At 65.1% G+C, this 21,349-nt stretch carries 18 protein-coding genes, 1 other RNA gene and 1 pseudogene; 15 read left to right on the forward strand and 5 right to left on the reverse strand.

Annotated features, from left to right (window positions below):
• Positions 1–18 precede the first annotated feature (18 nt).
• The 6 genes from AASM09_RS04780 to AASM09_RS04805 are packed head-to-tail and all read left to right on the forward strand — an operon-like array spanning position 19 to position 5,493.
• Positions 19–1,350: an MFS transporter gene (locus tag AASM09_RS04780; protein ID WP_135965912.1), complete on the forward strand. Its 1,332-nt coding sequence runs from the start codon at positions 19–21 to the stop codon at positions 1,348–1,350.
• A 44-nt stretch (positions 1,351–1,394) separates the two neighbouring features.
• A complete protein-coding gene (locus AASM09_RS04785) occupies positions 1,395–2,606 on the forward strand; it encodes a coproporphyrinogen III oxidase (protein ID WP_135965913.1) in 1,212 nt (403 codons plus the stop codon).
• Positions 2,607–2,613: 7 nt separating this feature from the next.
• A complete protein-coding gene (locus AASM09_RS04790; RefSeq protein WP_135965914.1) occupies positions 2,614–3,390 on the forward strand; it encodes a helix-turn-helix domain-containing protein in 777 nt (258 codons plus the stop codon).
• Between the two features lie 21 nt (positions 3,391–3,411).
• Positions 3,412–4,152: a molybdate ABC transporter substrate-binding protein gene (gene modA / locus AASM09_RS04795; RefSeq protein ID WP_099475669.1), complete on the forward strand. Its 741-nt coding sequence runs from the start codon at positions 3,412–3,414 to the stop codon at positions 4,150–4,152.
• Positions 4,153–4,154: 2 nt separating this feature from the next.
• A complete protein-coding gene (gene modB, locus AASM09_RS04800; RefSeq protein WP_099475691.1) occupies positions 4,155–4,838 on the forward strand; it encodes a molybdate ABC transporter permease subunit in 684 nt (227 codons plus the stop codon).
• Positions 4,828–5,493, forward strand: coding sequence for a sulfate/molybdate ABC transporter ATP-binding protein (locus tag AASM09_RS04805; protein ID WP_099589922.1), 666 nt, complete (start codon positions 4,828–4,830; stop codon positions 5,491–5,493). The genes modB and AASM09_RS04805 overlap by 11 nt, the downstream gene beginning before the upstream one ends.
• 15 nt (positions 5,494–5,508) lie before the next feature.
• Here AASM09_RS04805 and AASM09_RS04810 read toward each other — a convergent pair whose 3' ends face one another.
• Positions 5,509–6,717 (reverse strand): NnrS family protein, encoded by a 1,209-nt coding sequence (locus AASM09_RS04810; RefSeq protein WP_236509020.1) that lies wholly within the window; start codon positions 6,715–6,717, stop codon positions 5,509–5,511.
• A 691-nt stretch (positions 6,718–7,408) separates the two neighbouring features.
• Between AASM09_RS04810 and AASM09_RS04815 the strand changes: the two genes are divergently transcribed.
• The 4 genes and pseudogenes from AASM09_RS04815 to AASM09_RS04830 form a co-directional block, all read left to right on the forward strand.
• The gene (locus AASM09_RS04815) at positions 7,409–8,863 is read left to right on the forward strand and encodes a mechanosensitive ion channel family protein (RefSeq protein WP_329765476.1); all 1,455 of its coding nucleotides are present in this window, start codon (positions 7,409–7,411) and stop codon (positions 8,861–8,863) included.
• 9 nt (positions 8,864–8,872) lie between these two features.
• Positions 8,873–10,029 (forward strand): IS3 family transposase gene (locus AASM09_RS04820; RefSeq protein WP_135965916.1). Its coding sequence is split into 2 segments (ribosomal slippage): positions 8,873–9,113 and positions 9,113–10,029, totalling 1,158 coding nucleotides; the frame shifts between segments, so codons are not numbered across the junction.
• 68 nt (positions 10,030–10,097) lie between these two features.
• On the forward strand, positions 10,098–11,042 hold the full coding sequence (locus AASM09_RS04825; protein ID WP_329765475.1) for an IS481 family transposase: 945 nt from the start codon (positions 10,098–10,100) through the stop codon (positions 11,040–11,042).
• Positions 11,043–11,621: 579 nt separating this feature from the next.
• Positions 11,622–11,893, forward strand: a pseudogene (locus AASM09_RS04830) (integrase core domain-containing protein); the annotation flags it as partial.
• A gap of 36 nt (positions 11,894–11,929) precedes the next feature.
• On the opposite strand, the gene AASM09_RS04835 reads toward AASM09_RS04830, so the two are convergent.
• Together AASM09_RS04835 and AASM09_RS04840 are read right to left on the reverse strand one after the other, a co-directional pair.
• Entirely contained in the window at positions 11,930–13,195 is a 1,266-nt protein-coding gene (locus AASM09_RS04835) for a tyrosine-type recombinase/integrase (protein WP_337778018.1), read from the reverse strand.
• A gap of 493 nt (positions 13,196–13,688) precedes the next feature.
• Complete coding sequence (locus AASM09_RS04840; protein ID WP_343368826.1) at positions 13,689–16,703, reverse strand: autotransporter domain-containing protein; 3,015 nt, start codon at positions 16,701–16,703, stop codon at positions 13,689–13,691.
• 173 nt (positions 16,704–16,876) lie between these two features.
• On the opposite strand from AASM09_RS04840, the gene AASM09_RS04845 reads away from it, so the two are divergent.
• A complete protein-coding gene (locus AASM09_RS04845) occupies positions 16,877–17,281 on the forward strand; it encodes a DUF6165 family protein (protein WP_049430220.1) in 405 nt (134 codons plus the stop codon).
• A 46-nt stretch (positions 17,282–17,327) separates the two neighbouring features.
• Here the strand turns inward: AASM09_RS04845 and AASM09_RS04850 are convergent, their stop codons facing one another.
• Complete coding sequence (locus tag AASM09_RS04850) at positions 17,328–18,374, reverse strand: glycosyltransferase family 9 protein (RefSeq protein ID WP_049430218.1); 1,047 nt, start codon at positions 18,372–18,374, stop codon at positions 17,328–17,330.
• A gap of 20 nt (positions 18,375–18,394) precedes the next feature.
• On the opposite strand from AASM09_RS04850, the gene AASM09_RS04855 reads away from it, so the two are divergent.
• Genes AASM09_RS04855 through AASM09_RS04865 form a run of 3 tightly spaced genes read left to right on the forward strand, consistent with a single transcriptional unit; the run spans position 18,395 to position 20,297 of the window.
• Positions 18,395–19,144 (forward strand): 3-deoxy-D-manno-octulosonic acid kinase, encoded by a 750-nt coding sequence (locus AASM09_RS04855; protein WP_049430215.1) that lies wholly within the window; start codon positions 18,395–18,397, stop codon positions 19,142–19,144.
• Positions 19,144–19,911 carry an MBL fold metallo-hydrolase gene (locus AASM09_RS04860; RefSeq protein ID WP_049430213.1) on the forward strand — a complete coding sequence of 256 codons (768 nt, stop codon included), beginning with the start codon at positions 19,144–19,146 and terminating at the stop codon, positions 19,909–19,911. Before AASM09_RS04855 ends, AASM09_RS04860 begins: the two co-directional genes overlap by 1 nt.
• Positions 19,908–20,297, forward strand: coding sequence for a DUF4440 domain-containing protein (locus AASM09_RS04865; protein WP_049430211.1), 390 nt, complete (start codon positions 19,908–19,910; stop codon positions 20,295–20,297). Before AASM09_RS04860 ends, AASM09_RS04865 begins: the two co-directional genes overlap by 4 nt.
• Before the next feature lie 90 nt (positions 20,298–20,387).
• Here AASM09_RS04865 and ffs read toward each other — a convergent pair.
• An RNA gene (gene ffs / locus AASM09_RS04870) (signal recognition particle sRNA small type) lies at positions 20,388–20,484 on the reverse strand.
• A gap of 300 nt (positions 20,485–20,784) precedes the next feature.
• On the opposite strand from ffs, the gene AASM09_RS04875 reads away from it, so the two are divergent.
• On the forward strand, positions 20,785–21,102 hold the full coding sequence (locus AASM09_RS04875) for a DMT family transporter (protein WP_005408286.1): 318 nt from the start codon (positions 20,785–20,787) through the stop codon (positions 21,100–21,102).
• Positions 21,103–21,349: the final 247 nt, after the last annotated feature.

The following is a 21,349-nucleotide window of genomic DNA, read 5'->3' on the forward strand; positions in this document are numbered from 1 at the left end:
AATCCCCCAGGAGCGGCAATGAGCCAGAATCTACAGAACATCAGCAACGGCGAACAACAACGTGCGCTATGGCTGAGCACCTTCGCCTTCACCGTGTGTTTCGCGGTGTGGATGATCTTCGCCATCATCGGCATCCAGATCAGCGAGCAGCTGGGTTTGAACGACACCCAGTTCGGTCTGTTGATCGCCACCCCGGTGTTGACCGGCTCGGTGATCCGCGTCTTTCTCGGCATCTGGTCCGATCAGTTTGGCGGGCGCAAGGTGATGACCCTGGTGATGCTGTGCGGCGCGGTGGCGACCTGGCTGCTGACCTATGCACAGACCTACCCGCAGTTCCTGTTGGCCGCACTGTTCGTCGGCATCGCCGGCGGCAACTTCTCAGTCGGCGTCACCTATGTGTCCAAGTGGTTCCCGGCGGAGAAGCAGGGCACCGCGCTGGGCATCTTCGGTGCCGGCAACATCGGCTCGGCGGTAACCAAGCTGCTGGCGCCGCTGGTGATGGTGGCCTCGGGCTGGATGATGGTGGCCAAGCTGTGGGCGGTCGCGCTGGCGGTCACCGCCATCCTGTTCTACCTGTTCAGCAAGGAAGATCCCTCGCTGGAAGATCGTCGTCGCAGTGGCGTCAAGCCGATGTCCTTCGCCGAACAGATGGCACCGCTGAAGAATCTGCAGGTGTGGCGCTTCTCGCTGTACTACTTCTTCGTGTTCGGTGGCTTCGTCGCGCTGGCACTGTGGCTGCCGCATTATCTGGTCGGCGCCTACGGCATGGACGTCGGCACGGCCGGCGTGCTGGCCGCGTGTTACTCGATACCGGCCAGCCTGTTCCGGGTGGTGGGCGGCTGGCTGTCGGACCGCATCGGTGCACGGCGGGTGATGTACTGGACGCTGGGGGTGTCGTCGATCTGTACCTTCATCCTGGCCTATCCGGATACGCGTTATATCGTGCAGGGCATACACGGCGAGATCAGCTTCCACCTGGCGATCAGCGTGACCCTGTTCACCGTGCTGGTATTCGTTCTCGGCTTCTTCATGTCGCTGGGCAAGGCCGCGGTCTACAAGCACATCCCGGTCTACTACCCGCAGCACGTGGGCTCGGTGGGTGGTGTGGTCGGCATGATCGGCGGCCTCGGCGGCTTCATCCTGCCCATCGTGTTTGGCGCCCTGAATGATGCGCTCGGCATCTGGAGCAGCTGCTTCATGCTGTTGTTCGTGCTGGTCAGCATTTCCTTGACCTGGATGCACTTCGCCATCCGCCGGATGGAGCGTCGCAACTTCCCGCAGCTCGATCGCGAGACCGACCTGCCCGAAGCCATCGATGCCGGCGCGGTGGAGAAACAGCGTCGGGCTTGATCCAGATCAGGGAAACCCGGCGGTCACTGCGCGAGGATGCAGGCATGTCAGTAGAGACCGCCGGGATGGATGACGCCACATTGCATGTCGCACTGCTGCAGCAACCCGCGCACGTGTTGTTCCCGACGCCGGCTGAGCTGAGCCCCGGCTTTGCCGAAGCCGGCTGGCGTGCGGCCATGCAGGCCAGCAACGAGCATCTGATTCCGCGTGCGTTGACCCTGGGTTTCTGCGCACCGGCCCATGACCCGGAGCCGGCCGAAAACGTGCTGGATGCGCTGCTGGTATGCCTGCGCCTGCATGCCAACATGCTGGCCAGCGACCGCGAAGTGGCAGCCATGGTGCTGCAGCCGGGTATCGTCGAGCACCTGTCGCCCGCCCTGCTGGGCCGCCTGTTGGATGCGGTGCCCGAGCAGCTGTGCACCATTGCGCGGCCGCAGGTCGAAGTGCGTCTGGATGCAGCCAGCGATGTGGTACCGGCGTCATTGCGGGAGGTCGGTTGTACCCGGATGACGGTGATCGATCACGCCGGCGTCGATGGCCCGGCGATGCTGGCTCAGGCCCAGCAGGCCGCGTTCACTGCGTGTTACTACCAGCTGCGCGTGCCGTGCTACGCCGATGTGTCGTTCCTGCAGCGGCTGCAGCGGGTGCTGGAGCTGGCACCCGAACGCATCATCCTGCCATCGCCTGCCTTGCTGCCCGAATACCCGTTGCCGGCGGACTGGCTGCAGGCGTGGCGGCTGCTGCGGGCGGCCGGCTACCGCCCGTTGGGTGGCGACCACTACCAGCGGCCGGACTTGCCCATGCCGCTGCGCAACGGTGACGGCCAGCGCCATTGCGACCTGCTCGGGGTCCCCCGCCGCGAGCGCCATGACCTGCTCGGTATTGGTGTGGGCGCCTGCAGCCAGATCGGCAATGTGATCTGTCGCATCGCACCGGAGCCGCGCAACTGGCGCGCCTGCCTGGTGGTTGGCCAGCCTGGCATATCGTCCGGGCTTATTCTTTCCGAGCATGAACGTATGACCGATGAGGTGGTGCAGAGCCTGGCCTGCGACCACGCGCTGGACATGCGCGCCTTCGAATGGCGCAACGCGCAGCCGTTCGATGCCTGTTTCGAGCACGCCTGGAGCCGCGTCGCCATGTTCATCGAACGCGGCTGGCTGCGTCGTGACGGCGACATGTTGTTGATCCAGAACGAAGGTGAGCTGCTGTGGCGTATGATCGCAGCGTGCTTCCGCCCCTTGGCCGCTGTTGCTTGAAAACGGAATGACGTCACCCACCCCCCCACCGCGCGGTCCTCTGGGAACCGCGACGCCCAATCCAGCCGCTGCCGGCGACGGTGACGCGCTGCATTTCTGCACGACCTGTGCGTTCTCCGATGCCTGCAGCTCGCAGGGCTATGACAAGACCGCGCTGAACGAGCTGCACGTGATGGTCGACCACGTTGGGCCGTACCATGCGGGCGACTACATCTTCCGCGCGGGTGAACCCTTCGATGCAATCGCTGCGGTGCGCGCCGGCATGGTCAAGACCTTCGTCGACGACAGCCTTGGCAACGAGCAGGTGCTGGGCTTTGCCTTGCCTGGCGAAGTTATCGGCCTGAACGCCATCCACGGATCGCGTTATCCCTGCAATGCGGTGGCGTTGGATACCGTGCATCTGTGCCGTATCTCGTTTCCGCGCATCAGCATGCTGGCCAGCCGCATGCCCGGCCTGCAGGCCAAGCTGTTCAGCCTGCTCAGTGCCGAGATCGGCAAGGCGGCGCTGTTGGCGGCCAATTACCGTACCGAGGAGCGCATGGCGGCTTTCCTGCTGGATATCTCCAGCCGCTACGCGCGGCGTGGCTTCTCGGCACACCGCTTCAACCTGACCATGACCCGCACCGAGATCGCCAACTACCTGCGCATGGCGCCGGAAACGGCCAGCCGGGTGTTGCGGCGTTTGAGCGACGAAGAAGTCATCGCGGTGAAGCAGCGCGAGATCATCCTGCTGCAACCGGAACGTCTGGCGTTGATGGCGGCCACCGATGACGCAAGCGAATGATGCCCAACCAAGGATGCATGCATGAACAAGCTGTGGGCGTTGTTGTTGCTGGCCGTCACGCTGCCGGCAAGCGCAGCTGATCTGACGGTCTCCGCGGCTTCCAGCCTGACCGAGAGTTTCCGCGAGATATCCAGCGCATACGAGACGGCCAACCCGGGCACGAAGGTGGACCTGAACTTCGCCGCCTCCGGCACCTTGCTGCAGCAGATCGCACGCGGCGCGCCGGTCGACGTGCTGGCCTCGGCCGACCAGACCACGATGGCACAGGCCAATACCGAAGGCCTGATCGATCCGGCAACCCAGCACGTATTCGCGCAGAACAGCCTGTGGGTGGTGGTGCCGCCGCAGGCCAGCAACAAGCCGACCACGTTGGCGGCGCTGACCAAGGCCGATGTGAAGCGCGTTGCCATCGGCAATCCCGACAGCGTACCGGTTGGGCGCTATGCACGCGGTGCGCTGCAGCAGGCCGGTGTGTGGCCGGTGGTGCAGGCCAAGATGATCAGCACCCAGAACGTGCGCCAGTCACTGGACTATGTGGCACGGGGTGAAGTGGATGCAGGCTTCGTTTACGCCACCGACGCGCAGGCGATGAGCGAGCGCGTGCAGCGCGCCTTTCAGGTGCCGGTTGCCGGTGGTATCGCGTATCCGTTGGCGATGGTGAAGACCAGCCGCAATGCCGCCGAAGCAAAGCGCTTCATCGCCTTCGTGCGCTCGGCGCAGGGCCAGGCCATTCTGCACAGGCACGGCTTCGGTAGTCCTTGATGGTGGATCTGGACTGGAGCGCGCTGTGGTTGTCGTTGAAGGTGGCCGGCTGGGCGACCGCGATCAACCTCGTGCTCGGTGTCGGATTTGGTGCCTTGTTGGCGCGGCGGCGCTTCCCCGGCCGTGAGTTGCTGGACACGATATTCACCCTGCCGATGGTGTTGCCGCCGACGGTGCTGGGCTATTACCTGCTGGTGCTGATCGGCAGCAAGGGCCCGCTTGGTGCATGGCTGGAAGACAGTTTCGGCATCAATCTTGTGTTTACCTGGCAGGCAGCGGTGATCGCGGCTGCGGTGGCCTCGTTTCCGCTGGTGTTCAAGCCGGCGCGTGCGGCCTTCGAGGATGTGGATGGGCAGCTGGAACAGGCCGCGCGCACCTTGGGTGTATCCGAGCTGGCGCTGTTCTTCCGGGTGACCTTGCCGCTGGCATGGCGCGGCATTCTTGCCGGCTTGCTGCTGGCGTTCGCCCGCGCGATGGGCGAGTTCGGCGCCACCATCATGGTCGCCGGCAGCATTCCCGGCCGCACCCAGACCTTGTCCATCGCCATCTACGAGGCGGTGCAGGCCGGCAATGACGGTCGCGCCAACGCCTTGGTGCTGCTGTCCTCGCTGGTCTGCATCAGCGTGCTGCTGCTTGCCGCGCGATTGGTCGGGCGGCGGCAGGAGGGGGCGCGCAATGTGGCTTGAGCTGGATATCCAACGCAAGCTGCAGGCTGCAGGCCAGCACTTCCAGCTGCAGGCGGCCTTGCGTTGCACACAGCGCAATGTGGTGTTGTTCGGCCCGTCTGGTGCGGGAAAAAGTTTGACCTTGAAGGCGGTGGCTGGATTGCTGCGGCCGGACGCCGGTGTGATCCGTATGCACGGGCAGGCGCTGTTCGATGCGGCTGCCGGCATCAATCTGTCACCACAACGGCGCCGCATCGGCTATGTGTTCCAGGACTACGCCTTGTTCCCGCACCTGACGGTGCGGCAGAACGTGGGTTTTGGCCTGCAGCGAGGCCTGTTGAATCCGCCGCGGAGCCGTCGTATCGATGCGGTCGAGCAATGGTTGCAGACGTTCCGCATCGATCACCTCGGTGACCTGCTGCCGTCGCAGATCTCCGGCGGCCAACGTCAGCGCACCGCCTTGGCGCGGGCGCTGGTGACCAAGCCGCAGGCACTGCTGCTGGATGAGCCGTTCGCCGCACTCGACCACGCCCTGCGTGCGCATCTGCGCCAGGAGCTTGAAACGGTGCTGGACCAGACCGGCATCCCGCTGCTGCTGATCAGCCATGATCCGGAGGACGTGGACATGTTCGGCCAGCAGGTGGTGCATCTGGCTGATGGCCGCGTGCAGGCCTGATTCTCCGCGTAACGATTAGTCCGGCTTGCCGTCCGCACGTGGGCGCCAGTAGATCCACCCCAACCGCAGCAACCACGGTGCAAGCACCAGCAGCCAGCCGGCGGCGGCGACGGCATGCCAATGCCAGGGATCATCCAGTAGCGGCGCCAGGATGCGCAGCACTGCAACCAGTTGCAGGCCGAGCAGGGCGACCCATGCGACCACCGGCATCACCAGTGCACGCCCGGAATGGCCTTGGGTCACACGCGTGACCATGGCCACCAACAGGCTGCCGAACAGGCCGATCGCCAAGGCATGTAGTGGCGCGCGTTCCAGCCAGCCGGTATGGCCGGCAAGCGCAGCGATGTCCTGCAGCAGATACAGCAGCATCGCCAGCGGCCACCACGCCAGTCCGTAAAAAAGCACGCTCAACAGCGGCGGCTTGGGTCCGCGCGGCCACCAACGCCACAGCGAGTACAGCGACAACAGCAGCAGGCCCGCATCGGCCAGCAGCGTCGCCAGTGGCTGCTGCAGCTGTTCCCCGGCCAGATGCAGCAGGCACAGTCCCCACAGGATCGCCAACCATTGTGGTGGCCGCCATGCCTGGTAGCCCGGCACCACGTTGCCGGCGAAGAACGGAAACATGCGGTGGGCGACGCTTGCGTAGATCGGCAGCAACAGCCCGAAGGTGCCAAGCGACACGCTCAGTGCCTGCCAGCGGATATCAGCACCTGTGGCAGCGGCGGCGAAACCGAGCAGGCCGATCCAGCCCATCAGCAAGCCGGACCAGCATGACCACGCATGCCAGGTGCGGCCTTTCTCCTGCAACAGCAGGCGGCCGAGTACGACCAGCCCGAATGCCCATCCCAGCGCCGCCAGCAACAGGGCCAACCACATCCCGGGTTGCCAACCGCTGCTGGCGGTCAGCAGCGCGATCTGCGCGCCGAACAGTCCGCTACCAACGCCTGCGTATTGCCACCGCGGCAGTGCCGGCAATCCCATCCAGCGTGGGAATACGGTCAACAGGAAGCCGAAGATGAAACTGGGCAGCACCAGGTACTGCATCCACAGCCCATGCAGCCAGGCCGGCGGCACGGCGGGCACGGGCAGGGGGCTGCCCAGCTGCAAGCCGGCCAGCCAGAGCGCCCACCAAGCCATCGCCAAGCCGAGATTGCAGACACCGATGAAGAACAGCAGCCGGTGTGGCGCATTGAATAGCTGCACGCGGGTCGTGAAAGTTTCCACGCAGCGAGTATCCGCCCCTTCGTCGCCGCCGGGACTGACCAATATCAAGGCCGGCGCCATCAGCAGAAAGCCGCGGCAAGCATCGCCAGATCAATGGCTGGCCGTAGCCCGGGTAAGCGCAGCGCACCCGGGGCGGTTGGTGCGGAGTGGGAGGGACGCCCAGATCCGTCGGCGTGGCGTTCGCACAGGAGTGAGCCACAGCACACATCGCGAGATTGAACGAAAGCCCTTAGCCCGGGTAAGCGCAGCGCACCCGGGGCAGTTGGTGCGGAGTGGGAGGGACGCCCAGATCCGTCGGCGTGGCGCTCACGCAGGAGCGAGCCACAGCACACATCGCGAGATTTAACCAAAGCCGTAGCCCGGGTAAGCGCAGCGCACCCGGGGCGGTTGGCGCGGATACGGATGCCCGGACCGCTCTTCCCGGGTGCGCTGCGCTTACCCGGGCTACGTTGCTGCGGGCGAGTGTGGTGCACCCTGGACGATAGTGGCCAGATCGTGATGGCAGGCAATCCGCCTGCCGCGGTGCGATGATGGAGCACGGGCGTAGCTGGCGTACCCCGCGGCCTGTGGGGGCTGATTGGCGGCGGGTCGACGCAACACGCCAGCGGCAAGTCATCTCTTCTTGCGGGGAAGCAGAAAGATGTTCCGGAGCAGCCTCGAAACAGCACCACTGGCACGCGGGTTCACCTTGATGGCATCGCTGCTGCTTGTGCTGTGCGCCTTGCTGCTGCTTGCACCTGCGCCGCTGCTGGCTGCGACCGAAGAAAGCACCGCCCAGGCGCATGCCCCAGCGACGGTGCGCTATTACAACCGTGACATCCTGACCTTCCGCAGTGCGTTCATGGGGCGCTCGCCCTTGCAGCGGGCGCAGGTTGCCGAATTCAACATCAAGCGCATCGTCGACGAGCCGGGAACGCCCGGCGTCACCTTCAACGATACCGCGGCCGGTGTGATCCTGCTGCTCGGCGGGGAAGTCGTCACCCTCATCACGCCTGCCGATGTGGATACCGCGCAGGGCCAGAGTCTGGCCCAGGTACGCGAGGAGGTGCGCAGCCGGCTTGGCGAGGCGGTCGCCGCCGCTGAGCGCGAGCGTGCGCCGGGACGGGTGCTTCGCGGTGTGCTGCACAGCCTTGTCGCCACCGCACTGGCCGCCGCCTTGGCCTGGGTGATGGCCTGGCTGGCACGTCAGCTGCGGGCGGCGATGCTGGCCTGGGTGGGTAAAAAAGCCGGGACGTTGCGTAGCGTGCCGGTACGGCAGATGCTGCATGGGGCCAATGCGCTGGCCGACTGGTTGTCGCGCGCCTTGCTGCTGGTGGCGGTGCTGGTGCTGGCCGAGGAATGGCTGCGCTATGTATTCCATCAGTTCGACTACACCCAGCCGTGGGCAACGACGATGACGTTGTGGCTCGCTGCCCAGGCCAAAGCCTGGTTGTGGGCGGGGGTGGCGGCCATCCCGGGGCTGGTGACGGCGCTGATCATTTTCCTGCTGGCACGCCTGGCCAGCCAGATCATCGGCATCCTGTTCCGCGGCGTGCAGCATGGGCGTTTCCAGTTGTTCGGCATCGACCGCCAGTTGGCCGAACCCAGCCGCAAACTGATCGTCGCGGGCATCTGGCTGTTTGCGCTGGTGATGGCCTATCCCTATCTGCCCGGCTCGGGCAGTGATGCGTTCAAGGGCCTGACGGTGCTGCTGGGCGTGATGATCTCGCTGGGCGGATCGAGCATCGTCGGCCAGGCGGCGGCGGGTTTCACCCTGCTGTATTCAAGGACGATGTCGGTCGGCGATCTGGTCAAAGTGGCGGAGGTGGAAGGGCAGGTGATACAGATCGGTTTGTTCACCACCCGCATCCGCACCCTTACCGGGGTGGAGGTCAGCCTGCCCAACATGCATGTGCTCAGCGGCAAGCTGCTGAACTATTCGCGTGATCCGCAGGCGGCTGGCATGTGGCTGGAAACCGGCGTGACCATCGGCTATGACACGCCGTGGCGGCAGGTGCATCGGCTGCTGCTGGACGCGGCTGGCAGGACCGGGCATGTGCAGCACGCACCGCCTGCCTACGTGTTGCAGACCGCGCTCAACGACTTCTACGTAGGGGTTCACCCCCGTTTTCACGGACACTTACAAGAAGGCCGATCGAGGCCATGAGGAGTGTTCATGTCAAAGCGTCGCAAGTTCAGTGCCGAGTTCAAGCGTGGCGCGGTGGAGCAAGCCAGTCGGCCCGGTGTCAGCTGCGCCCAGGTGGCCCGTGAGCTGGGCATCCGCGACAGTCTGCTGACCCGCTGGAAGCGGGAGGCGGAGACGGTGGGGAAAGCCGCCTTTGCGGGTACCGGGAGCCCGCGTGACGAGGAGGTTGCCTGGCTCAAGCGCGAGTTGGCCAGGATCACCAAGGAGCGGGATTTTTTGCGCGAAGCGGCGACGTTCTTTGCCAAGGGATCATCCTGAGGTATCAGGTGATCGAACGTTGCCGCGATGAGTTTCCGATTCGCCTGATGTGCCGCTGCCTGCGGGTGTCAACCAGCGGCTACTACGACTGGAGCAAACGACTGCCCAGCCCTCGTCAATGCGATAACGAGCGCTTGCTGGGCCGTATCCATGCGCTGCATCAGGACAGCCGGGGCACGCTGGGTGCCGGCCGCATGCAGGAGGATCTGGTCGAGGAAGGGTTGATGGCCAGTCGGAACCGGGTTGCCCGGCTGATGGCGGTAGCCGGCCTTCAGGGCTGGCCACGCCCGAAACGGCGTGGTCAGCGCGCCCAACCGGCACTGACGCCGCCGGGCGTGCGCAAGCTGCTGGAGCGTGATTTCAGCGCCTTGGAGCCGGAAACCAAGTGGGTGACCGACATCACCGAGATCAAGACCCAGCAGGCCAAGCTGTATCTATGCGTCGTGCTGGACCTGTTTGATCAGCGCATTGTGGGCTGGTCCATGCATCATCGGCAGGACCGGCAGATGGTGATCAGAGCGGTGCAGATGGCGGTTTGGCAACGGCAGGAGCGGCATCCGCTGATCCTGCACTCCGACCGCGGCAGTCAATTTCGTAGCGGCGATTACCAGGGCTACCTGGCCGCCAATGGCCTGCTTTGCTCGATGAGTGCGGTGGGGCATTGTGGCGACAATGCCGCCTGCGAGGGGTTCTTTGGTCTGCTCAAACGCGAGCGGATCTATCGCACAACGTATCCAACACTCGATGCCGCCCGGTCCGATGTGTTCGAATACATCGAGCGCCGCCACAACCCCAGGATGCGACGGCGTCGGGTCAAGCAGGACCAGAAGTTTTCAGCCCTTTCCAAACAGTCCGTAATTTCGGGGTAGAACCCTTCATCCGGGGCATCTCTGGAAGATGGTGGTTACCAAGCCAAACCAGCCCCCAGGAGCCCCGGATGAACCTGCATAAACATGCCCGTTTGAGCCCTCGCGGTCGAGCCCTGCTTGTGGACCGCATCCTTGTTCAAGGCCTACGCGCCGAAGAGGCGGCCCATGCCGCCGGCGTCAGCGTGCGCACCGCCTACAAATGGCTCAAGCGTTTCAGCCAGGAAGGGCCGGATGGCCTGCTCGATCGCTCCTCCCGTCCTCATCACTGTCCGCATGCAACTCCGCAGGCGGTAGTGGATCGGGTGTTTGAACAGCGACGTGCGCGCCAGACCTATCGCCAGATCGCCGAACAGTTGCCGGTGGCGCCGAGCACGATTGCCCGCCTGCTGCGGCGCGCTGGTTTGCACCGGCTGGCCGAGTTGGAGCCGGCACCGCCGACCAACCGCTACGAATACGCCCGGCCCGGCCAGTTGCTGCATTTGGATATCAAGAAACTGGGGCGCTTCCGCCAGCCCGGCCATCGCGTTACCGGCAATCGTCAGATCAACTCTCGCGGCGGCGGTTGGGAGTATGTCCATCTGGCCATCGACGACCACTCGCGCGTGGCCTTTGCCTCCATCGAGCCGGATGAGCGCGCCCGCAGTGCCGGCCGGGCCCTGTTGCTGGCCGTGCGTTACTACCGTGGGCTGGGCCTGCGCTTCGAGCGCGTGCTGACCGACAACGGCGCCTGTTACAGATCACGCAGCTTCCGCCGTCTCGTGCGCCGGCTCGGTATGCACCACCTGCGCACCCGGCCCTACACGCCGCGCACCAACGGCAATGCCGAGCGCCTGGTGCAGACCAGTCTGCGCGAGTGGGCCTACGCACGCGCCTATGACAGCTCCGAACAGCGCGCCCATGCGCTCGGGCCGTGGCTGCATCACTACAACTGGCACCGGCGCCATGCCAGCCTCGGCTACAAACCACCTATTTCCCGAATTCCACTGAACAACGTGTTGGGTTTACACACCTAGCCAATCGATTGAGGTGGCAGGCGGCGACGGACGGTACATCGCGATGGTTCGATGCCAATGGTCAATTGGTGGCGACTGCGTATTGTTGGAGAGACGGTGGTCCGGATGGGCAAACGCACGGGGACTGCCTGTATGGCGAGGGTGCGGTGATTGCGCTGACCGAGATCGGCCGCACGCAGCTCGAAGGGCTCGTCGGCCCCCGCCGGGTCGAAACCGTGGCTCGGCGTGCTCGATCACATAACGCCCAGAACCAAGAGCGATTCGCTGCTTCGAGACCGCCCGACGATCCAGGATTACCTGACTAGTGCCGTTCGTCTTGTGCCGATATCTGAATCGCTTCCCCGCTAGCACTGAATAGTTGCATCGCCACCGGTCACATGCCTGTGATTCAACGCGGCTGGGAAGGCCGTGCTCATCTCCCCCGGCTGTTCTCGAAGGTCCGCTTCTGGCCGAAAGCGGACATCGGTGCCATGCCAAGAGTCCAACTGGCTGGCTGCTGTGACCACTTCGTTTGGCGGCGCTGTCCAACTGCTTGGTTGTTAGTAGCATGACCTGAGCAGGAACCGATGGGTCGCTACACAACTAGCCGAGGCCGGGGTCGAACTGTCGGCGGGCAGCGTGCACGATAGCTATGGCAGCACGCTGGCCGAGACGACCAATGGGCTGTACAAGGCCGAGGTGATCCATCGGCATTCGTGGCGCAATCGCGATCAGGTGGAGCTGGCTCCACGCTGGACTGGGTGTACTGGTACAACCACCAATGACTGCTGGGGGCGATCGGGAACATCCCGCCAGCGGAAGCCGAAGCGGCTTACTATCGGCAGCAAGCCGGTCAGGCCAAAGCGGCCTGACTCAAACCAAATGGCCTCCAAGAAAGTCGGGGCGGTTCAGTCCGGAGCAGGTCTGGGGAGGATGAAATCAGCCCATGCCTGCATCATGGGGCGTCGTTGCTCCAGCAGATCGGTGCGGTGATAGGCAGCTTCGACCTTGTTTTGGACAGTGTGGGCCAGCGCGCGTTCAGCAAGATCCCGAGCATAGCCTTCCTCGCTGCACCAGTCGCGAAAGCTTGACCGGAAGCCGTGCGCGGTGGCTATCCGCTTGTCGCTATCGCTGTGGGCCTTCAGGCGGCGCAATAGCGCAGTTAGGGTCATGTCCGAGAGGACTGTTCGGGAATGGATCGATGGGAAGACCAGATGATCGTGCTTGCCTACCTGTACCTGCAGCAAAGTGATGGCTTGCTCAGAGAGTGGGACTCGATGGGTCTGGCTGGCTTTCATGCGATCGGCAGGAATGATCCAGACTTTGTTGCGCAAATTGACCTCATCCCAAGTCATTCCCCTGACTTCGCCAGAGCGCGCAGCGGTCAAGATCAAAAACAGCAGCGCACGTTTGGTGACATCTAGCTCGTATGTATCCACCAGTCTAGTTTTGACAAACGCCGGGATGTCAGTCCAGGGCATGGCAGGTTGGTGCTCTTGTCGGACCGTCTTGCTGGGTTGTACCGGTAGCAGATGGGTGACTACATCCACAGGGTTGGCTTGGTTGAACCCGTGCGCCCAGCCCCAGGCCATCACGGCATGCAAACGCTGCTTTACCCGGGAAGCGGTCTCCGCTTTTTCCAGCCAGATCGGGCGCAAGACATCGGCCATATGACGGGGCTGAAGTTGGTCCATCGGCAAGGAGCCGATCTTGGGGAAGGCGTACTCGGTAAGCGTGTTGATCCACTGCTGGGCGTGCTTGGCATTCTTCCACCCTGGCTTGAGTTCGGCATGTACCTGTTCTGCCGCCTCTTGGAAGGTTGGCATCACGGGTGCAGCAACTGCGGGCGCCTTGGTCGCCAGGGGATCTTGCCCAAGTGCAATCTCTTCGCGCATTTCGCGAGCCAGCTTGCCGGCAAGGGCGATGCTCACATGCGGGTAGCTGCCGAGGCCTGCATTGCGGCGTTTGCCAGTGGTAGGGCTCACGTAGCGTAGGACCCACTTACCTTGCCCCTTCTTTGTGCGTGAAGGATGCAGGCTTAGGCCGGGGACTCCGCCGTGTGGCAGTGCTGTGCTCCCGGGAGTGGTGCTTCTGGCTTTGATGTCGGTAAGCAGTGCCATGGGTGTCTGGTATGCCATCTGGTATGCCATCCAGTATGCCATCTGGTATGCCATTTCGCGTTGGGTGGTGATGGGTGTTGCTGGACGGTGCTGGATGATGTCACTTGTAAGCCATTGAAAATAAATGGCAAATATATGTTATTTGCGATGCCACTGGATTTCCTTGGACGGATCTATGGCAGTCCCCCTCTCCGCCAGATAAAGAAAAAGGGCTGCCAAAAGGCAGCCCTTTTTCTTTATCTGGCGCGGGACGCGACGCGCGTTTCGCGCGTCGCCCCACACGTTGCTGCGCAACGCGTGGGCCCCTCCCTTTGCCTGCCTCTCCCCGCCCCTGTCGGGGCAGCCCCTCAACAGAGGGGCTTGTTCCACCCGACGATTCAATGTCACGCCTGTGGGCCATCCACGCATGGCGTGGATCTACCGGGAGGCGCATTCGCGTGGTGTGGGAGTGAAGGCCATCCAAGCACGCGATGGATCCACGCATGGCGTGCGAGGGGAGGCCATTCGCACAGAGTGGGGAACCATGCCCTGTGCGAATGGCGTGTGCTCAGAACGTGTAGCCCAGCCCCAGCTGGATGCCGTTCTGGGTCTGGCCGTCGCGACGTTCGCCCACGTAGTCGACCATCACCGACAGGCGCTTGCTGGCGCGGCTGGTGATGCCGAGGTTCCAGGCCAGCACCTGCTCGCCGACGGTCTGGCTGCTGGCACCGAACAGCAGGTCCGGGGCGGCGGTGAAGCCGTTGCTGTAGCGGGCCTGGGTATCGCCCAGCTCCTTCTGCCAGAGCACGCGGGCACGCGGGGTGATGCGCTCGCCGTTGTTGCCGTCGAAGGTCTTGAACAACTGCAGGCCTGCGCCCACGCGGATGCTCTCCAGGCTGCCACTGCGGCCGACCAGTGCGGCCGCATCCTGGCCTTCGTTGAAGCGCGTGGCCGAGGTGCGCGTGTAGTCGATCACCGGCAGCAGCGGCTGGATCACCACGCCGTTGCCGGTGGTGAACGAGAACGCATGCTCCACGCGTGCGGAAATCGCGTCGTTGCTGTACTTCGCACGCAGCGGTCCCTGCAGGCCTTCAATGCCCTCGATGCTGCGGCGGGTGTCGTGGCGCAGGTCGGTGTAGCGGACGGCGGCGGACAGATAACCGCGCGAATACACTGCATCCATGTAGGCGCCGACATCCAGCGCGCGGACATCACCGGTGAATCCTGCGCCTTCGCTGGCCTTGGTCGACATGTCGGCCGCGGCAAGGCTCACGCCCAGTGTCACACGGTCGTCTGCCAGGCGGGTATCGGCACCGAGCACGATGCCGCCGATGGTGTGGCTAAGGCCGGCGACGCCACCGTCAGCGTCGATCCGGCCGTGGCTGCCGAACCCCCGCGCCCAGAAGCTGTGGTTGCGTCCGGCGTCGCCCGCGTCACTGCCCGCATCTGCCGGTGCGACCAGGTGCATCGCCAGCTGGTTGAACAGGCGATTGCCGGTCATCGCCGATTGCGCCGAGGCCGCCTGCGCGGCCTGTGCCGCCAGGCCATCAGCATCGCCACCGCTGCGCGAAGCGGCCTGATGCTGCTGTACGACATTGCCGATGCTGCCGATCAATGCGTTGTCGGCCAGGCGCAGGCTGGCATGCGCGTCACCGCGCAGGGCTCCCGCCTGGCGCGTGATGTCATCGCGGTCAGCAAACTGCAGGGCGCCCAGCAGTCCGCTCATCGACGGCGTGCGCTGCGCGGCCGCCTGCTGCAGCGCGAGGCCCAGGCCGTCGCCGGATTGCGCATTGCCGAACAGCCGGGTGTCGTCGAAGGAGGGATTGGCGGTCAACCAGATGCCGCTGCCGGTCTGGTTGACCGCGAAGCTGAGCAGCGAATTGTGGCGGGGGCGGAACACCGCGCCGGGCGCGGTGAGGTCGACCGCGCTGCCGGCTTCGCCACTACGCTCGACGTACTGGAAACGCCCTTCGATGAAGTCCGACACCGGCGCTGCGCGGGTCAGGGTGTCGGGCGTAGCGGTGCGGCACCACAGGCCAGCGTACTCACCGTTCGACGGGCCGCAGGGGGCGACGGGCAGCTGCAGGGCGCTGGCATCCACCTGGGTCCCGACCAGGTGGTTCTGCTGCCCGGCCGGGAAGAACGCCTGCTTGACGTCCAGTGTCAGCCTGGCGCTGGGGGCAATGCTCAGCACGGTGCGGTTGATGTTGCCGAACAGGTTGTAGTCACCCGCCTGCGGGTCTTCATCGACCAGGAAGTAGCGGGCTTCTTCCAGCGTGAGTGCCGGCGCGGTGCGCTGGCTGTCGACCTGGAAGGCCAGGTTCGCGCCGTCCTTGAGGTTGATGTAGCGGCCCTTGCCGATCCGGAAGCGCTCGCTGGTGAACACGTCGTCGCCACCGGGCGCCAGCGCCTCCAGCGAGTACGGGCGCATGACGATGCCGGACGGTGCGAGCGTGCCGCCGTCGTTGATGTCGATCGTGGCGTTCAAGGAGCCGTTGCCGGTCAGCACGCCGCCGCGTTCGATCACGGTCAGGCTGCGCAGTGCGCCCTGCTGCAGTTCGATGCGTCCGCCATTGCGGGCGCCGATGGCTTCGGCGTGGTGGATCCAGCCATTCTGCTGCAGGCGCAGCGTGCCACCATCGGCCACTACATACTGCGCGGCTGAGGCGGAATCCAGCGACCAGACGCCGCCCTTGCCGATGCGGATCACACCGAAGGCGTCGTCCAGCCGGATGTCCGGGGCCGATTGCTGGAAGTAGCGCAGGTTGGCCAGCGCATTGGTGTAACGGCCGCGCACGGCCAGGTTCGGATTGAGGTCTCCGCTCACTTCCTTGTCGATGGAGAGCACGTCGCCGGGCTGGACGTAACCGGCTTCGGTAACGACGCGATCACTGTAGAAGGTCACGCCGGGATATGCGGTGCAGTTGCCTGCCGCGCTCTGGTCGCGGGTGGGGCAGAAGCGCGTGGCCACGGCCGCCACGTTCGGGTCGAAGTAGCGCAGGAAGCCCGACTGCTGGGTCAGTTCATAGTGCGCCTGGACGATGCGCGCTTCGATGACCGCGAAGTCGGTCGGGCCGAACATGTCCTTGTAGTACTTGATGTACTTGTCCTGACCCGGGTACGGGGTAGGACCGTTCGGGCCGGATTCGCCATGGATGCCCAGCACCGTCTGCGTGTAGTTGCCGTGCGCCGGCAGCAGGCCGAACTGCGTCACCCTGCGCTTGACGCCGGCCACGAAGGCGTCGGCGCAGGCCGAGTAGCAGCCGCCGTCCAGTACGGTGTCCAGCCCATGCTGGCGGATGATGGCGCCCATGCCCACGCCACCGGAGGCGGCCCCGCCCGGCGAGTTGCGGAACACCACCTGGCGCAGCGGCGTACCACGGGCCTGCGCGGCCAGGACGTAGGCCTCCAGCGTCTGCGGATCGGTCGCCAGCACGTTGCCGGTGTAGTAGAGCGTGTCTCCATTCACATGGAAGGCACTGGCATGGGCCTGCGGCGCGGCAGCGATGCCGAGCAGTGCTGCAACAAGGGCGCTGCCGAGGACGGTGGCGCGACGGGCGGGGAGGGTGGGGTATCGATGCATGCGGAATTCCACGGAAAGGAGTGGAGGGCGGCAGGCGCCTCTCCAGACCGCTAACGCAGCTGCAGGGGTTTCTCCCCCAGTCATCGCGCTCGGGCGCCCATGCAGGCGCCGGGGCGGAGCATTCGTGCCGCGCGGGTTACCATGTGCGCATCACTTGCTGGAGCCTTCCCCCCATGAGCGCTGAAATCCTCGTCCCCGTGTCCTTCGGCGAGCTGCTGGACAAGATCTCGATCCTGCAGATCAAGTCCGAGCGCATCAGCGACGAGGGCAAGCTGGCCAACGTGCGCAGGGAGCTGTCGGCGCTGGAGCAGACCTGGATGGCGCACCCGGCGGCGGTGAAGGACATCGCCAAGCTGCGTGCCGAGCTGAAGGCGGTCAACGAGCAGCTGTGGGACATCGAGGACGACATCCGCCTGAAGGAGAAGGCGCAGGCGTTCGACCAGGGCTTTGTCGACCTGGCGCGCAGCGTCTACCTGCGCAACGATGAGCGTGCGCGGATCAAGAAGGCGATCAACCTGGCGCTGGGCTCGGCGTACGTGGAAGAGAAGTCCTACCAGGACTACGCGCAGCGCGGGTGAGGTGGATCCGCCGGGCGTGGCCCGGCGCTACCGATGATCCGTCGACTCAGGTGAGGTGGTCCGCTACGTAACGTTCGAATGCCGCGATGCCGTCTTCGACGGTGATCAGTTCCATCACATCGTCGAACTCGATCTTGGTGCCCCATTTCAGGTCGGCAGCCTGCTTGGCCAGATACTTGCGCGCGGCATCGTCGTAGCGATCCACGCAGTAGCGGCGGTCAGAGTACGGGCCGCTGCGGTTCGGGTTGCTGGCCGCATGCAGGCCCAGCACTTTGGCGCCCATCGCGTTGGCGATATGCATCGGGCCCGAGTCCGGGGTCATCACCAGGTTGGCGCGGGCGAGCAGGGCGGGCAGCTGCTTGAGCGTATCCTTGCCGACCAGGTCCAGCGCTGGCGTATGCAGTTGCGCCTGGATGGCATCGGCCATGCTGCGCTCCAGTTCGCTGCGGCCACCGCACAGCACCACCCGCCAACCGCGCTGTGCGGCGTGGTTGGCCACGGCTGCATAGCGGTCTGCGTACCAGTTGCGGCGCACGTGGCTGGAACAGGGCGAGATCATCAGCACCGGGCGGCCATCGTCCTGCCACTGCGCCGCAGCCCACTCGTACGCGGATTGCGGCACGGCCAGATCCCAGCTGACCTCGGTCTGGCGCAGGCCCAGCGGCTCGCAGAAGCTGCCGATGGCGTCCAGCACATGGATGCCGGGGCGGTCGGGGATGCGCTCGTTGATGAAGAGCCCGTGCAGGTCCTTGGAGCGGCTGCGGTCGTAGCCGATGCGGCGCTCGGCGGGAATGAAGGCCGACAGCAGGTTGGCGCGGAACGCCACCTGCATCTGCAGCAGCGCTTCAAAACGCCCCGGTGGCAGCTGTTTGCGCAGCTCCTTGACCCCTGCCATGCCGCTCTTCTTGTCGAAGGCGTGGAAGGTGACGCCGGGCAGGCCGTCGAGCAGTTTGTGGCCGACCTTGTCGATGATCCAGTGGATCGGCGTGTCCGGACGCGCAGCCTGCAGGGTGCGCACCAGGGGCACCACGTGGGTGACGTCGCCGAGTGCGGACAGGCGCAGGAGGCACAAGGAGGAGGACGCTGATGCCATGTGTTGTTAGACTCAATGAAATGGTCGCATTCGACGCCAATGAAGCGCTGACGCCATGCCGCGAGGGTCGCGGCATCGGGGCCATTCTGTTCGACCGCGAGCGGCTGCGGCAAGCCGAGGTTGGCCTGTTCTCGCCCCAGCACTGGGGCAGCAAGGCCCGGCCGGTCGGCGAGGGCGGTCGCGGCAGCGCCTGGTTCATTGATGCGCCGTTCGGCGCCAGCGTGCTGCGCCACTACCTGCGCGGCGGCCTGGCAGCGAAGATCAGCCATGACCAGTACCTCTGGCGCGGGTCGGACCGGACCCGGAGCTTTGCCGAATTCCGCCTGATGCGCGCCCTGCGCGAGAAGAAGCTGCCGGTGCCCCGGCCGATCGCCGCGTACTACATGCGCGAGGGCCTGCGTTACCGCGCCGCGATCCTGATGGAGCGGATCGAGGGCGTGCGCTCGCTGGCCGACCGCGCATTGGTTGCCGGCCGCGGCGCCCCGTGGGAGGAGACCGGGCGGTTGATCGCCCGCTTCCACCGTGCCGGCCTGGACCATGCCGACCTCAACGCGCACAACATCCTGTTCGATGGCAACGGCCACGGCTGGCTGATCGACTTCGACCGCGGGGTGATCCGCATACCGGCCACCGCCTGGCGCGAGCGCAACCTCAAGCGCCTGCTGCGTTCGCTGATCAAGCTGCGTGGCGAGCGCAGCGTGGAAGACGTGCATAAGGACTACGCGCGGCTGCGCCGCGCCTATGACATGGCCTGGAACCGGGGCACCTGATGGACTGGTCGTTGCGTTTCCTCGGCGTCGGCAATGCGTCGGCGGTCGAGCTGGGTTCGCCGATGTCGGTGATCGAGCGCGATGGCCGGCCGTGGCTGACCATCGATTGTGGCGGTGAAGGCCTGACCGCGTTCAAGGCCCACTACGGGCACATGCCGCAGGCGCTGTTCGTCACCCATGTGCACCTGGATCACGTGGCCGGTTTCGAGCGGCTGTTCGTGGATACCTTCTTCAGCACGCAGCGCCGCGGCAAGGTGCGCCTGTACGTGCCGGCCACGGTGGTGCCGCTGCTGCACAAGCGCATCGGCGACTATCCGAACGTGCTGGCCGAGGGCGGTGCCAACTTCTGGGATGCCTTCCAGCTGATCGTGGTGGGCGAGGCGTTCTGGCACGAGGGCGTGCGCCTGGAAGTCTTCCCGGTACGCCACCACTGGCCGGAGACGGCTTACGGCCTGCGCCTGCAGGGCGCGCTGACCTGGAGCGGTGACACCCGGCCGATTCCGGAGATGCTGGCCCGCTTCGCCAACGACAACGAGCTGATCGCCCACGACTGTGGCCTGCACGGCAACCCGTCGCATACCGGCGTGGACGACCTGGAACGTGAGTACAGCGCGGAACTGCAGGCACGGATGATGCTGTACCACTACGCCAGCGTGGCCGATGGTGCGGCGCTGGCCGCGCGCGGGCACCGTGTCGCACAGCCGGGGCAGTGCGTGCCGCTGGCCAGCCCGACCGCGCCGCACGTGCTGGCGCAGGACCCGCCGTGACGGACGTGGCCCAGCCTGCGGATGCAGCGCTGGCCGCCGGACTGGAACATCTGGAACGCGCACTGCACACCCCGCAGGTGCGCGGTGACCGTGCGCGTCTTGCGGCGCTGCTGGATGAGGATTTCAGCGAGATCGGCAGTTCCGGCCGCTGTTACGGCCGTGAAGCGGCGTTGGCGGAGATTCCGCTGGAGCGGGCGCAGGTGCAGATCGAATCGGAGCAGTACGCGGTCTCGCTGCTGACGCAGGACCTGGCCCAGGTGCGTTATCGCAGCCGCTATCACCTCGATGGCCAGCCGCAGGGCTGGGTGCTGCGCAGTTCGCTGTGGCGCAGGCACGCACAGGGGTGGCGGGTGGTGTTCCACCAGGGCACGCCCGAGGCACGGTAGCGCTGGGCCATGCCGGGCGAAGCATGTGAAGCCGGGGTCAGATCCCTTTGCCGTGCAAAGGGATCTGACCCCAGTGCAGAAAAGGCGGTGGCCCCGCCGGCTGACCTCGGCGCCCGCGTCGATCGATACCGTTGCTGCCTTCCGGCCCTGGCGGGGTTTTCGACCTAGCGTCGCGAGGGGCCGACGGGGCCACCATAGAGACGTTGGCCGCCCGGTGGGCGGCCAGTTCACGGATCAGGGGAAGCAGCGCGCGATGCGCCAGAGACCACAGCCGGACTGCGCATCGGCTGGCCGATGGCAGGCGCGTAGTCTAGCGCAGGCAGGTGCATCGACGCCAGCTTCACGCGCTGAATCTGCTGTAACCCGTTCCCGCCCACGGCGCCCCGGGCCAGCCCCCGTTGCTAGAATGCCGGCCTGGAGGAACGACCTCCCCCACATCGGGAATCAATGACCAGGACGGCCTGGCCCTACCAAGAGGAGGGCCGTCATGGCCTGGATCTATCTGTTGTTCGCCGGCCTGCTGGAAATCGTCTGGGCCGTGTCCATGAAGCAGTCCGAAGGCTTCACCAAGCTCACCCCCACCGTGGTCACGATCGTTGGCATGATCGCCAGCTTCTGGCTGCTGGCCGTGGCCATGCGCAGCCTGCCGCTGGGCACCGCCTACACGATCTGGACCGGCATCGGCGCGGTCGGCGCATTCGTGGTCGGCATCGTGTTCCTGGGCGAGCAGGTCAGCCCGATGCGGATCGGTGCGGCGGTACTGATCGTTTCCGGCCTGGTGCTGATGAAACTCTCGAGCAGCTGAATGTATTTACTTATGGCGGGGAAAGGAATCTCCGCTTCCAGTAGATATATGCATTTTCGGCAAAACCATTTTGTCCGCCCGTTTTATTTGACGTACGTCATGAAAATGGAGGGCGTGATTCACATGCCGCTGGCACCGACGGTCGCACAGTGCCGCCATTCGTCGGGCGAAACCGGGGAGTTTTCGCCTTGATGGACATGCTTTCGTACCTGTCACCGGGTGTGATCGCGTGAAGATGTGAAGATTT

Source organism: Stenotrophomonas maltophilia (genome assembly GCF_039555535.1).
Taxonomy (GTDB): Bacteria; Pseudomonadota; Gammaproteobacteria; order Xanthomonadales; family Xanthomonadaceae; genus Stenotrophomonas; species Stenotrophomonas maltophilia_Q.